This window comes from Lelliottia sp. F153 (assembly GCF_002870005.1).
Classification (GTDB): Bacteria; Pseudomonadota; Gammaproteobacteria; order Enterobacterales; family Enterobacteriaceae; genus Enterobacter; species Enterobacter nimipressuralis.
Map to the genome: position 1 here is coordinate 64576 of NZ_PKFT01000006.1, position 12906 is coordinate 77481.

The window sequence follows — 12906 nt, forward strand, 5'->3', positions numbered from 1 at the left end:
GATTGATTAAGATTATGTTTAAATTTTCACCTTGTCCAGTCGGGTGGAGCAATATTTTGTTGATGAATCCCGCCGGGATATTTTATGCGCCATGTCACAAAATCTGCTACACTCCGCTGCTTCGTGACATTGTGGTTTTTGTCCTACTCGTTTCGTCTTATCTCCCTGAAAACTACACCTGTGACGGTCGGGGCGGTTCGGAGTTTTTATGTCTTTTGATACCCTTGGCCTGAACCCGGAAATTCTGCGCGCTGTTGCAGAGCAGGGCTACGTTGAGCCAACCCCTATTCAGCAGCAGGCGATCCCTGCGGTGCTGGAAGGCCGTGACCTGATGGCCAGTGCCCAGACCGGCACCGGTAAAACGGCTGGCTTTACCCTGCCACTGCTGCAGCGTCTGGTTCAGAAAGAGCCTCACGCGAAGGGCCGTCGCCCGGTCCGTGCACTGATCCTGACCCCCACCCGTGAACTCGCTGCGCAAATCGGCGAAAACGTCCGGGAATACAGCCGTTACCTCGACATCCGTTCGCTGGTGGTTTTCGGTGGTGTGAGCATTAATCCACAGATGATGAAACTGCGCAGCGGCGTTGACGTTTTAGTCGCCACGCCGGGCCGTCTGCTGGATCTGGAACATCAAAACGCGGTCAAACTGGATCAGGTTGAAATCCTGGTGCTGGATGAAGCAGACCGTATGCTGGATATGGGCTTTATCCACGATATTCGTCGCGTGCTGGCGAAACTGCCTGCACGTCGTCAGAACCTGCTGTTCTCCGCGACCTTCTCCGACGAGATCAAAGGGCTGGCGGAAAAACTGCTGCGTAATCCGCTGGAAATCGAAGTGGCACGTCGCAACACCGCCTCTGAGCAGGTGACCCAGCACGTTCACTTCGTCGACAAGAAGCGTAAGCGGGAACTGCTGTCCCAGATGATTGGCGAAGGTAACTGGCAGCAGGTGCTGGTCTTTACCCGTACCAAACACGGTGCCAACCACCTGGCAGAACAGCTGAATAAAGATGGCATTCGCAGTGCAGCCATCCACGGCAACAAGAGCCAGGGGGCGCGTACCCGTGCGCTGGCCGATTTCAAATCGGGCGACATTCGCGTTCTGGTGGCAACGGATATCGCGGCGCGTGGCCTCGACATCGAAGAGCTGCCACACGTCGTGAACTATGAGCTGCCAAACGTTCCGGAAGATTATGTTCACCGTATTGGCCGTACTGGCCGTGCGGCGGCAACCGGTGAAGCGCTGTCTCTGGTTTGCGTCGATGAACACAAACTGCTGCATGACATCGAACGTCTGCTGAAAAAAGAGATCCCACGTATCGCCCTCGAAGGCTATGAAGTGGATGCTTCCATCAAAGCGGAGCCGATTCAGAACGGTCGCCAACAGCGTGGCGGCGGTGGTCGTGGACAGGGCGGTGGTGGCCGAAGCCAGCAGCCGCGCCGTTCAGAAGGTGGCGCACCAAAAGCGGCAGGCAAACCGCCGCGCCGTACAGGTGACGCGAAACCCGCCGGGGAAAACCCATGGCGTAGCGGGGAAGCAAAACCCGCAGGTGAAGGCCAACGCCGACGCCGCCCGCGTAAACCTGCCTCCGCGCAGTAATCTGGAAGCCCGGCTCTAACGCCGGGCTTTTCTTTTTGCGACAACCCCGCGAACGTGCCACAATAGTGGCTGTTTATACAGTATTTCAGGTTCCCCGATGGCTTTAACCGCTGCGCTCAAAGCGCAAATTGCCGCCTGGTATAAGGCGCTGCAACAGCAGATCCCCGACTTTATTCCCCGAGCCCCGCAGCGGCAGATGATTGCCGATGTGGCGAAGACGCTCGCCGGGGACGACGGGCGGCATCTGGCGATCGAAGCACCCACCGGCGTCGGGAAAACCCTTTCCTATTTAATTCCTGGCATTGCCATCGCACGCGAAGAGCAAAAAACGCTGGTGGTCAGCACCGCCAACGTGGCATTGCAGGATCAGATCTACAGCAAAGATTTACCGCTGCTGCGCAAAATTATCCCTGAGCTGCGGTTCACCGCCGCGTTTGGACGCGGGCGCTACGTGTGCCCACGCAATCTGGCGGGGCTTGCCAGTACCGAAGCGACCCAGCAGGATTTGCTGGCGTTTCTGGATGATGATCTCACCCCGAATAACAAAGCCGAGCAGGAGCTGTGCGCAACGCTGAAGGTCGATCTCGACGGCTATAAATGGGATGGCCTGCGCGATCACACGGATAAAGCCATCAGCGACGATCTGTGGCGTCGCCTGAGCACTGATAAAGCCAGCTGCCTGAATCGCAACTGCCATTACTACCGTGAATGTCCGTTCTTCGTTGCACGTCGCGAAATCCAGGAGGCGGAAGTGGTGGTGGCTAACCATGCGCTGGTGATGGCGGCGCTGGAGAGCGAATCGGTCCTTCCCGATCCGAAAAACCTGCTGCTGGTTCTTGATGAAGGACACCATCTGCCGGACGTGGCGCGCGATGCCCTGGAGATGAGTGCGGAAATCACCGCGCCGTGGTTTCGCCTGCAGCTCGATCTGTTCTGTAAGCTGATTGCCACCTGCATGGAGCAGTTCCGCCCCAAAACCACGCCGCCCTTGGCGGTGCCTGAGCGGCTGAGCGCACACTGCGAAGAGATCTACGCCCTTATCGCTTCACTCAACACGATCCTTGATCTGTATCTTCCGGCCACCCAGGAAGCGGAGCATCGTTTTGCGATGGGTGAGCTGCCGGATGAGATCATGGAGATCTGCAAGCAGCTGGCGAAGCACCTGGAAAAGCTGCGCGGGCTGGCGGAGATGTTCCTCAACGATCTCAGTGAAAAAACCGGGACGCATGACGTAGTGCGCGTGCATCGCGTTTTGTTGCAGATGAATCGCGCATTGAGCATGTTTGAGAGCCAAAGCAAGCTGTGGCGGCTGGCGTCGATGGCGCAGGCCTCCGGCGCGCCGGTGACCAAATGGGCGACGCGGGAAGCCAAAGACGGGCAAATTCACCTCTTCTTCCACTGCGTGGGGATCCGCGTCAGCGATCAGCTGGAAAAGCTGATCTGGCGCAGCGTGCCGCACGTGGTGGTTACGTCTGCAACGCTACGCTCCCTCAACAGCTTTTCGCGGTTGCAGGAGATGAGCGGTCTCAAAGAGAAAGCGGGCGACCGCTTTGTCTCGCTGGATTCCCCGTTTAACCACTGCGAGCAGGGCAAACTGGTGATCCCGAAAATGCAGCATGAGCCGCTGATGGAGCATGAAGAGCAGCATATTGCCGAGATGGCCGCCTATTTCCGCGAGCAGGTCGAAAGCAAGAAATACCCCGGCATGCTGGTGCTGTTTGCCAGTAATCGCGCGATGCAGCTGTTTTTAACCTATGTCACTGACCTGCGCTTATTGCTGCTGGTGCAGGGCGATCAGCCGCGCTACCGGCTGGTGGAAACCCACCGTAAACGCATTGATAACGGCGAGCGCAGCGTGCTGATCGGCCTGCAGTCCTTTGCGGAAGGGCTGGATTTGAAGGGCGACTACCTGACGCAGGTGCATATCCATAAAATCGCATTCCCGCCCATCGACAGCCCGGTGGTGATTACTGAAGGCGAGTGGCTGAAAAGCCTCAACCGCTATCCGTTCGAGGTGCAAAGCCTGCCTGCGGCATCATTTAACCTGATTCAGCAGGTGGGGCGACTGATTCGTAGCCACGGCTGCTGGGGCGAAATCGTCATTTATGACCGACGATTGCTGACCAAAAACTACGGCCAGCGCCTGCTCAACGCCTTACCGGTATTTCCTATCGAGCAACCCGACGTACCGGAAGTGACAAAGCGGCCAACGACCGTGGTGGCGGCGCGGAAAAAAGCGCCGGGAGCGAGACGACGAAGTCCCGGCAGAAAATAAGCAACACTATCGTTGATGGCTTTTTCAGGGCTATAGTGTGTCAATGATGTTGCCAGGAGAAATGTCGTGGATTATCGCAAAATTATCAAAGAGGTAGGACGCGGGAAGAATCATGCCCGCGATCTGGACCAGGAAACCGCTCGCGCGCTCTACACCCACATGCTGAACGGCGATGTGCCAGAGCTGGAGATGGGCGGCATTCTGATTGCCCTGCGCATTAAAGGCGAAGGAGAAGCGGAGATGCGCGGGTTTTATGAGGCGATGCAGGCGCAAACCTTCCGCCTGACGCCGCCTGTCGCCAAACCGATGCCGATTGTCATTCCCACCTATAACGGCGCGCGCAAACAGGCGAATCTGACGCCGCTGCTGGCGGTGCTGCTGAACAGACTCGGTTTCCCGGTCGTTGTGCACGGCGTCAGCGCCGATCCCACGCGCGTGCTGACTGAAACCATTTTTGAATTAATGGGCATTGCGCCGACGCTTCATGCCGGACAAGCGCAGGCCAAACTCGAAAGCCATCATCCGGTCTATATTCCGGTGAGCGCGCTGTGCCCCCCTCTCGAAAAACAGCTGGATATGCGCTGGCGCATGGGCGTGCGTAACAGTGCTCATACGCTGGCGAAACTGGCTACGCCGTTTGAGGAAGATGCTGCGCTGCGTCTGTCCAGCGTCTCGCATCCGGAGTATGTCACTCGCGTGGCGGGCTTCTTCGCCGATATTGGCGGTAAAGGGCTGTTGATGCACGGCACCGAAGGCGAGGCGTATGCCAATCCGCAGCGCTGCCCGCAGATAACGCTTATCGACAAGCAGGGCACGCGCGTCGTGCTGGAGCGCGGTGTGGAGCCGGAAGGCGACCTCGTTCTGCCGACGGCAAAAGATGCTGAAACCACGGCCCGCTGGACCGAGCGCTGTCTGACCGGGAGTGAACCGGTTCCGCACTCTCTGAAGCTACAGATGGCGTGCTGTTTGCTGGCGACGGGGGAGACGGGTTCCGTTGAGGCTGGGCTTAAACGCGTGGCAGAGTTTTTCTAGGCAAAAAAAAGCCCGTCCGGTGAGGACGGGCAAACAAAGGGTAACAACAACAGGGTCAATGAGGGTTGGAGCAACTCGCCAGAGGGTATAGCGAGCGTGGAGCATAATTCGTTGGGTTATTTGTAGATAACCGCAGTACCGCTAAGTTTGTTGTTGGTGTTAGCAGAAGTGATGGTGTAACCACTTGCACCCGCAGCAGACGCTTTCTCAGCCAGTTTTGCTTCCAGACCATCCAGCGTGGTCGCGCCTTCAGCACTCACCACACCGATTTTATTCATGTTCTGCGCCTGAGCAGAAGTCACAGATTCCGCAGCGAACGCGCCAAATGACAGAGCAGACAGGGCAACAGCGGCAACAGCATATTTGATGGTTTTCATAGTTAATCTCTCGCAGGTTATTCTGTTAAGGGGACGATGTTCCGTCGATGTGATAAGTATCACGTTTTTTTGCGAAAGATAAAATCGAAGAGAATTGACAGCATTGCTCAAAAAAATTGAATGACAAATAACTTATTGATTATTAATAAATTCAGAGCAGCGTTTTACAGTTCTTGTCGTTGCGCTTTACAGAGGGAGTAAAGAGGGCACGTTTTGCCACGCGGTCTTAAAAAATCCGTGAGCGTAAAGGTAACCGCTTGCGGCTTCGTTTAAGGTAAAGAAGAGTCAACGTAGCTGGCTGTCTTTCGATCCTCTGCGATTATATCCTGAATGTGAAGTGTTTTTTGAATCTTTACTCTGCTGGCATGCGATGCACAGCCTTACGCCTGGCATGGCTTTACGCCGCGCCTCGGGAATGATCTCCCCACACTCCTCACACTCATACAGACTTTCACCCTGCGGTATCTCACCGCGAACGCGCGCGACAGCATCTTCAATTGTACTGTTGATCTGTTCGTTCACGGCATCGTCATTTGCCCAACCGGAAGCCATAGCTCTCTCCTGATGGAAGATAAACCTTTATAGAATGAATATGGGGTTGAAAAACGTACAGTCAAGAAAAGCGAAAAGAGAACTGCATCTTTTTAAACAGATGCAGTTCGTTGGCGGGGAGACTATTTGTAGATGGTTGCTGTGCCAAACATACGATTGTCGCCGCTGGCGGATTCCACAACGAACCCTTTAGCCCCTTCCTGGCGGGCTTTCTCAGCCAGCTTATGCTGAAGATCGTCAAGATTCGCTGCACCGGTTGCGGAGACTGTCCCTGCAGGACGTAGCTGGCTGGTATCGCTATCGGTTGTAAGCGGCTGAACGGACCAGGCGGGAAGCGAGGCGGTTGCAAGGGCTCCGGCAACAACGATGAGTGTCAGGTATTTTTTCATAATCACATCCTCTGAGTCTGAATGACGATGGGTGATTCAGATTAAGTTTAGAAGGATACGGAATGTGATTTAGCGCAAAAATTTGATGGTGATCTGCTTATTTTTTGAACGATATAAATTGACAAATTATTGACAGATCATAGACATACAGGTTGCTGATTTTTGGCGATTTGTTGTGCCAGAAAGAGAGTTATTTACCGTTGGGTCATCAGAGGGTATCTTACGCCGCTGTGAAAAGGAGAATGCCATGACTGCCCAAAAGCCGGGATTACACCCGCGTAACCGCCATCGTAGCCGCTACGACATGAATGCCCTGTGTCAAAGCTGCCCTCAACTGCAGGAATTTATCGTGCAGACCCCAGCGGGTGAACCCTCAGTTAATTTTGCCGACCCGCTGGCGGTAAAGGCGCTGAACAAGGCGCTTTTGGCCCATTTTTATGGTGTTGCGCAGTGGGACATTCCCGAAGGTTTTCTCTGTCCACCGGTGCCGGGACGCGCGGATTATATCCACCATCTCGCCGATTTGCTGGCGGAAGGCAATGGCGGTGAGATCCCGAAACAGGCGACGGTGTTAGATATCGGAACCGGCGCGAACTTGATTTACCCGCTGATTGGCGCGCATGAGTACGGCTGGCGTTTTACGGGCAGCGAAACGGGGCCGGAAGCCTTTGCCAGCGCCCAGGCGATCATCAATGGTAACGAGGGCTTAACCCGCGCCATCCGTTTGCGTCGCCAGAAAGATGCCTCCATGATTTTCAACGGCATCATTCATAAGAATGAAAACTACGATGCCACAATGTGTAATCCGCCGTTCCACGATTCGGCAGCCACCGCCCGCGCCGGTAGCGAGCGCAAACGCCGCAATCTCGGCCAGCCGGAAGAGGGTGCGCTTAACTTCGGCGGCCAGCAGCACGAGCTGTGGTGCGAAGGGGGCGAAGTGGCCTTTATCGAGAAAATGATCGCCGAAAGTAAGCCGTTTGGCCGTCAGGTGAAATGGTTCACGACGCTGGTCTCTCGCGGCGATAACCTGCCGCCGCTCTACCGTGCACTGACCGACGTCGGCGCGGTGAAAGTGGTGAAAAAAGAGATGGCCCAGGGACAGAAGCAGAGCCGCTTTATCGCCTGGTCCTTTATGGATGACGCGAAACGCCGCCGACCATTCTGATGCCCGTTGCCCGTTGCCCGGTGGCGCTTGGCTGACCGGGCCTATAGGGTTGGCTCCTGCGGCGGCGGTGGTGACACCGGCGCGGGGAGGACCTGGTAGGTTTGCACTGGCGGTCGCACGTCGGCGATATCGAAGTGTTTCTTCACCATGCTGTCGAGTGCAAACCGCACCGTCCACTGCTTGAGTGGCTGGGTAGTGAACGAAACGCGCAGGGTAAAGGCGGTATTCGTCAGCCCGACAATCCCGGCAAACGACGGCTCACCGATCACCAGCCCGCGAATATCGTCCATCTCCATAAGCTCTTCAACCGCCGATTTCAGCGCCTGCTTCGCTTTATCCGCATCCTCATGCCGATCCACGTCGTAATTGGCCACAACCGAACCGATACCGCGCACAAAGTTGGCGAAGGTGGTAATCGATGACCACGGAATGATGTGGTACGCGCCGGTGTCCTGGCGCACGCCCACGGAACGAATCGACATCCGCTCGACGGTGCCGGTTAACGGCCCAATCGTGACCAAATCGCCCGTATTCATCCCGTTCTCAAACTGAATAAAGATCCCGGTAATAATATCTTTCACCAGGGTTTGCGACCCGAAGGAGATCGCCAGACCCAGCGCACCGGCACCTGCCAGCAGCGGAGCGATATTCACGCCGATTTCAGACAGCACAATCATGATGGTGATGGTACTGATGATCACCGCCAGTGCGTTGCGAAACAGGGTCAACAGCGTGCGTGCGCGAGCGCTGGGGAGCGGGCGGCCGTGAATATCGGACACCAGCCGGTTTTCAATCAGGCTGGCGAGCAGCGTCCAGCCGATAGCCGAGAAGAACAGAATCAGTGCGATGCGAATTAAAATATCCACGGTTTTTTCGCCCGCGCCGTTGTGCATCCAGTTCCAAAAATCAAACAGACTCCAGGCGCTGAGCAGAAGCATCACGGCGATGCAGACGGTCAGGATCCGCGCCACTTTCAGGGAGGCGGAGATCCAGCCATTCACCCGTTTTTGCAGTTCGGGATAATTTCGCTGTACCTGCGGGGACAGGGTGATGGTTTTTGAAATCCAGCGTGAAAGCAGACCGGAGACAAAGGCCGCGATGCCGATAATCGCCAGACTGTGGAAGGTGGCGCCCATCATAAATTTCAGGCTGTTACCCGGATCGAACAGGGAGAAGAAGCACAGTACGATGAAATAGGCGCTCGCCAGCCAGTGCCACACCAGCGCGAACGCGCGGATAAACAGGCTGAAGAATGAGAGCGAGCGGTCCGCCAGGTGCAAAAGGCCGTTGGTAATCGCCTTTTTATTATGAAAAATCAGGTACAGCGCCCAGACGGTAATCCCGAGCATAATCAGCACGTTTGCCAGGGCGCCAATTTGCACATTGACCTGATTCGAGATAATGGGCACCGCGACCAGCAGGCCGTAGCCTATCAGACCGCTTAGAATGCTCAGGCGTAGCGCCCAGTATTTGGCGCTTTCGTCATTGACGGTGAACGGGCGTAAATCCGGCACGCGCGGGCTAAATATCAGGCGTAACAGGGCTTTGAAGAACTCGATCAGGGCGAAGGCATTGAGGAACAGGCTTTGCTGGAAGGCGATGGTTTGGCTTCCGGCATTAAGGTTATCGCTCAGCACCTGGCCCACAAACAGCGTCAGGGCCAGAATCAGTAAATCAATGACGAATGCGCCTGCAATCATGAGCGGCAAGTGAAGCCAGCTGCTTTTCTCACGATTTTTTCTGCGTCCCCACTCTCCCATTTTGCGGTACAGCGGCCACGCGCACAGCCGCGCCAGCCAGTAAAAAGCGAAGATCGCCCCGGCCAGCATCAGGAAGTGGCTGGCGGCGTTGCTGAATGTTTGTGGATTAAAGGGTTTGTGCGGGGAGCCAATCAGGTTGCGGTAGAGCTGTGCGAAGCGGGCGGAGAGGGCTTCGCCGTAGTGCCGGCTGACGTCAGTCACATTCTCCAGCACGGTTTTTTCGCTTGTCACTTCAGGTGGCGTAATGCTGGGGACCGGCTCCTGCGGCGGCGTTTTCGCGACGGTGCGCAGCTGGTCGATGAGTTCTTTGCGCGAGGTGTCATTCTCCAGCACGTCGGCCAGCGCGCCATAGGCAGCTTTCTTTTGCTCAACATCCGGCTCCGCAGCAGGCGTGCTCGACTGAGAGGCAGACGCGCCTGAGGTAACGCCCGGGAGGGTGACAGCCTGAGCGGGTGCACCGAACAGGCAAAGCAAAAGCAGCAGGATCCACGGCACGGCTTCCTCCGATGAAGAAAATGTTCAGCAAAATGATAAGTATAGATGGCAGGTGGGGCAGAGAAGTTTTTGGGAACAATCCGGCATAAAAAAGCCGGGCGACAGAGCGGCCCGGCTGGTGTGAAGCAACGGCGATGATTACGACACGTGCTGCAAGAATTCCTGCAGGCGCTGGCTAGGCGGGTTAGCAATCAGCTCTTGCGGATTACCGTCTTCCGCAATACGCCCTTTATCAATGAAAATCAGCCGGGATGCCACTTTCTCGGCAAAGCCGATTTCATGGGTCACGATGACCATTGTCATCCCTTCTTCCGCCAGATCCTGCATAACCTTCAATACTTCGTGACGCAGTTCCGGGTCGAGCGCGGAGGTTGGCTCATCGAACAGCATCATTTTCGGTTTTACAGCCAGCGCGCGGGCGATAGCCACACGCTGCTGCTGGCCGCCAGAAAGTTCGGACGGATAGTGGTGGGCACGCTCGGCAAGGCCGACTTTCGCCAGCAGTTCTTTTGCAAGCTTTTCAGCCGCCGCTTTATTGGCACCGCGCACGCGCTGTGGACCAAACATCACGTTTTCCAGCGCCGTCAGGTGCGGGAACAGGTAGAACTGCTGGAACACCATACCCGCTTCCTGGCGAATCAGACGCTCGTCCACTTTCGGGTCGTTGACCTTCAGGCCATCAACGATCAGATCGCCGCTGGTGATCTCTTCAAGCTTGTTAATGCAGCGCAGCAGCGTCGATTTGCCGGAACCTGACGGCCCGATAATGACGACAACTTCGCCCTGTTTGATGTCCAGATCGATGTTATGCAGCACCTGGGTTGGACCAAAATGCTTGGAGACGTTTTTAAATTCAATCACAGGATTTTCATCCTTCTTTCAAGGCGACGCAGAACAAAGCTCAGCAGCAGCGTAATAATCAGATAAACAACGGCCACGGCACTCCAGATTTCCAGTGCGCGGAAGTTACCGGCAATGATCTCCTGGCCCTGACGGGTCAACTCGGCCACGCCAATTACGATAAACAGCGAGGTGTCTTTAATACTGATGATCCACTGGTTACCGAGCGGCGGCAGCATACGGCGCAGCGCCAGCGGCAGGATCACGTGGCGGATGGTTTCGCGACGAGACAGCCCCAGCGCCAGACCCGCTTCGCTAAAGCCTTTATGAATCGACAGTACCGCGCCACGCGTGATTTCCGCGATGTAGGCGCCGGAGTTGATCATAATGGTCACCACGGCGGCGCTGAACGGATCAATGCGCAGATCGGTGAAAGCCATTGGCAGGGCGAAGTAGATAAACATGACCTGGACGACGATAGGCGTTCCGCGGATCACTTCGATGAAAACCAGTGCGATGTGGTTTGCAATCCAGCCGCCGTAGGTGCGAGCGAAACCAGCCACGAGGCCGATAAACAACCCGCCAACCAGACCGAGGACCGAAATCCACAGGGTCATTTTGGCGCCTTCAAGCAAGAGAGGAATGGCAGGCCAGATGGCGCTCCAGTCAAACTGCATGATAATTTCCTGTTACCGTGGTTCTAAAAAGCAGGGGCGAAAGGTCGCCCCCGAGCGTACTTCTTCTTTTAAGAATATTATTTTGGCTCAGTGCCGAACCATTTTTTGTAGATTTCGTTGTAGGTGCCGTTTTCACGCAGGGTTTTCAGCGCGCCGTTCACTTTGGTACGCAGATCGTCGCTGCCTTTCGGGAAGGCGATACCGTACTGCTGTGCTTCTAAAGACTCGCCAACCGCTTTGAATTTGCCGTTGCCCGCAGTTTTGATGAAGTACAGGATGTTTGGTGTGTCGTGCAGTACCGCGTCAGCGCGGTTGGTGCCCAGTTCCATGTAAGCGTTATCGATGTTCGGGAACTGACGCAGGTCTTTGGATTTGATGTTGGCTTTCGCGTAATCAACAGAGCCGGTGCCGCTTTTCACTGCAACCACTTTGCCGTCGAGATCTTTTACGCTTTTCACGTCGTTGTTATCAGCCTTAACCATCACCAGCAGGCCGCTTTTGTAGTAGCCGTCAGAGAAGTCGATCGCTTTTTTACGTGCGTCAGTGATGGTGATACCCGCCAGCGCTACGTCAACGTTTTTGGTTTGCAGTGCAGGGACGATACCGCTGAAGTCCATTGGCTTCAGGGTGTAATCAAGTTTAAGTTCCTTCGCGATAGCTGCCCACAGATCGACGTCAAAACCAACATACTGATCGCCCTGTTTGAATTCAAAGGGGACGAAGGCGGTGTCGGTTGCGACGATGAGTTTTTTATCTGCAGCGTGAGAGGACACGGCAAAAGCCAGGGTAAGTGCAGCCAGTGAAACTTTTAATACAGACTTCATAGCATTTCCTTTTATATCCACGGGGCGATCCCCTGCGAGAACAAACGGCTACATGAAAAAATCGTGCCAACATTGCAACTCATTGTTTTGCAAAGAGGATGATGTCATGTGTTGCACAGTAAACGGTGCAAACCGCATTTGTTGCACCAAAATGGAGCGCTGTTTTGGTGCAGTCGGGTTTGCTTAGCCGACGGGTGGCTATTAAGCGCAGATAACGGCGATAAAACAATCTTTCGTTAACGATTTTGTGAGGTGATTATTACAACTAATTTACTTTTGTAGAAAGGGAGAGCAAAAGTGTGCACCACAAACGTGCAAAACCCCCGCCGGGCGGCGAGGGTTTTATAGATAATTCGTATGGATTATTCGATGTTAGATTCGATAAACCACAGGAATTGATCCAGGTCGCGAGAAGCCGCGGTTAAGATATCTGCGGTGTCTTCGTCTTTGGTTTCGCCAATCGCTTTACGTACATCGTTCGCGACGATAGCGTAACGGTCAGCCAGCTCTTTCAGGTGATCCTGAACGGTGTGGATATCCAGCGGGTAGCTTTTCAGTGGCGTTTTGCTGTTAATCACCTGAGTGGTACCCAGGGCAACACCGCCCAGCTGCACGGCACGTTCAGCCATGGTGTCCAGGTGGGTCACTAACGCAGTCCGGAATCCATCCAGCATTTCATGAACGGCGATAAAGTTGGCGCCGCGCATATTCCAGTGGGCCTGTTTAGTGATCAACGACAGGTCAATGAACTGGATCACCTGGCGATTCAGCAGCTCAATCGTTGCTTTCTTATCGCTATCCGAGACATCGTTACGGGTATAAAGCAGATTAGACGCTTTCGTTTTAACCAGTTTAGCGGTACTCATAATCTCATATCCTCTTGATGTTTTATGTTCCAGGTAATTACCGGAAATAAGTAT

Annotated in this window: 12 protein-coding genes; 4 read left to right on the forward strand and 8 right to left on the reverse strand. The window is 54.9% G+C overall.

Annotated elements, in window-relative coordinates; genetic code table 11:
• Window positions 1-208: 208 nt before the first annotated feature.
• The 3 genes from rhlE to ybiB all read left to right on the forward strand — a co-directional run bounded on the left by rhlE (window position 209) and on the right by ybiB (window position 4907).
• Window positions 209-1600 (forward strand): ATP-dependent RNA helicase RhlE, encoded by a 1392-nt coding sequence (rhlE, locus tag F153LOC_RS14800; RefSeq protein WP_102105212.1) that lies wholly within the window; start codon window positions 209-211, stop codon window positions 1598-1600.
• A 97-nt stretch (window positions 1601-1697) separates the two neighbouring features.
• Window positions 1698-3875, forward strand: a complete 2178-nt coding sequence (dinG, locus tag F153LOC_RS14805; RefSeq protein ID WP_102105211.1) for an ATP-dependent DNA helicase DinG — start codon at window positions 1698-1700, stop codon at window positions 3873-3875.
• A gap of 66 nt (window positions 3876-3941) precedes the next feature.
• Window positions 3942-4907 carry a DNA-binding protein YbiB gene (gene ybiB / locus F153LOC_RS14810; protein ID WP_102105210.1) on the forward strand — a complete coding sequence of 322 codons (966 nt, stop codon included), beginning with the start codon at window positions 3942-3944 and terminating at the stop codon, window positions 4905-4907.
• Between the two features lie 116 nt (window positions 4908-5023).
• Here the strand turns inward: ybiB and ybiJ are convergent, their stop codons facing one another.
• From ybiJ to mcbA, 3 genes are all read right to left on the reverse strand, one after another.
• Complete coding sequence (ybiJ, locus tag F153LOC_RS14815; protein ID WP_100777112.1) at window positions 5024-5284, reverse strand: DUF1471 family protein YbiJ; 261 nt, start codon at window positions 5282-5284, stop codon at window positions 5024-5026.
• A gap of 285 nt (window positions 5285-5569) precedes the next feature.
• Entirely contained in the window at window positions 5570-5836 is a 267-nt protein-coding gene (locus F153LOC_RS14820; RefSeq protein WP_100777111.1) for a DksA/TraR family C4-type zinc finger protein, read from the reverse strand.
• Between the two features lie 122 nt (window positions 5837-5958).
• Complete coding sequence (gene mcbA / locus F153LOC_RS14825; protein WP_100777110.1) at window positions 5959-6225, reverse strand: DUF1471 family periplasmic protein McbA; 267 nt, start codon at window positions 6223-6225, stop codon at window positions 5959-5961.
• Window positions 6226-6472: 247 nt separating this feature from the next.
• Here mcbA and rlmF point away from each other — a divergent pair, with 247 nt between their 5' ends.
• The gene (rlmF, locus tag F153LOC_RS14830) at window positions 6473-7390 is read left to right on the forward strand and encodes a 23S rRNA (adenine(1618)-N(6))-methyltransferase RlmF (protein WP_158238468.1); all 918 of its coding nucleotides are present in this window, start codon (window positions 6473-6475) and stop codon (window positions 7388-7390) included.
• Window positions 7391-7431: 41 nt separating this feature from the next.
• Here the strand turns inward: rlmF and ybiO are convergent, their stop codons facing one another.
• From ybiO to dps, 5 genes are all read right to left on the reverse strand, one after another.
• Window positions 7432-9645: a mechanosensitive channel protein gene (gene ybiO, locus F153LOC_RS14835; RefSeq protein ID WP_102105208.1), complete on the reverse strand. Its 2214-nt coding sequence runs from the start codon at window positions 9643-9645 to the stop codon at window positions 7432-7434.
• Window positions 9646-9783: 138 nt separating this feature from the next.
• The gene (glnQ, locus tag F153LOC_RS14840) at window positions 9784-10506 is read right to left on the reverse strand and encodes a glutamine ABC transporter ATP-binding protein GlnQ (RefSeq protein ID WP_100777107.1); all 723 of its coding nucleotides are present in this window, start codon (window positions 10504-10506) and stop codon (window positions 9784-9786) included.
• Complete coding sequence (glnP, locus tag F153LOC_RS14845; RefSeq protein WP_095281341.1) at window positions 10503-11162, reverse strand: glutamine ABC transporter permease GlnP; 660 nt, start codon at window positions 11160-11162, stop codon at window positions 10503-10505. Before glnP ends, glnQ begins: the two co-directional genes overlap by 4 nt.
• 77 nt (window positions 11163-11239) lie before the next feature.
• Complete coding sequence (glnH, locus tag F153LOC_RS14850) at window positions 11240-11986, reverse strand: glutamine ABC transporter substrate-binding protein GlnH (RefSeq protein WP_100777106.1); 747 nt, start codon at window positions 11984-11986, stop codon at window positions 11240-11242.
• Between the two features lie 362 nt (window positions 11987-12348).
• Window positions 12349-12852, reverse strand: a complete 504-nt coding sequence (gene dps / locus F153LOC_RS14855) for a DNA starvation/stationary phase protection protein Dps (protein ID WP_100777105.1) — start codon at window positions 12850-12852, stop codon at window positions 12349-12351.
• Window positions 12853-12906: the final 54 nt, after the last annotated feature.

Excerpts from the sequence above, each read along its gene's own strand:
- rhlE (WP_102105212.1), top strand. The coding sequence starts at position 209 with ATGTCTTTTGATACCCTTGGCCTGAACCCGGAAATTCTGCGCGCTGTT.
- dinG (WP_102105211.1), top strand. The coding sequence starts at position 1,698 with ATGGCTTTAACCGCTGCGCTCAAAGCGCAAATTGCCGCCTGGTATAAG.
- ybiJ (WP_100777112.1), bottom strand. The coding sequence starts at position 5,284 with ATGAAAACCATCAAATATGCTGTTGCCGCTGTTGCCCTGTCTGCTCTG.
- F153LOC_RS14820 (WP_100777111.1), bottom strand. The coding sequence starts at position 5,836 with ATGGCTTCCGGTTGGGCAAATGACGATGCCGTGAACGAACAGATCAAC.
- mcbA (WP_100777110.1), bottom strand. The coding sequence starts at position 6,225 with ATGAAAAAATACCTGACACTCATCGTTGTTGCCGGAGCCCTTGCAACC.
- rlmF (WP_158238468.1), top strand. The coding sequence starts at position 6,473 with ATGACTGCCCAAAAGCCGGGATTACACCCGCGTAACCGCCATCGTAGC.
- glnP (WP_095281341.1), bottom strand. The coding sequence starts at position 11,162 with ATGCAGTTTGACTGGAGCGCCATCTGGCCTGCCATTCCTCTCTTGCTT.
- glnH (WP_100777106.1), bottom strand. The coding sequence starts at position 11,986 with ATGAAGTCTGTATTAAAAGTTTCACTGGCTGCACTTACCCTGGCTTTT.
- dps (WP_100777105.1), bottom strand. The coding sequence starts at position 12,852 with ATGAGTACCGCTAAACTGGTTAAAACGAAAGCGTCTAATCTGCTTTAT.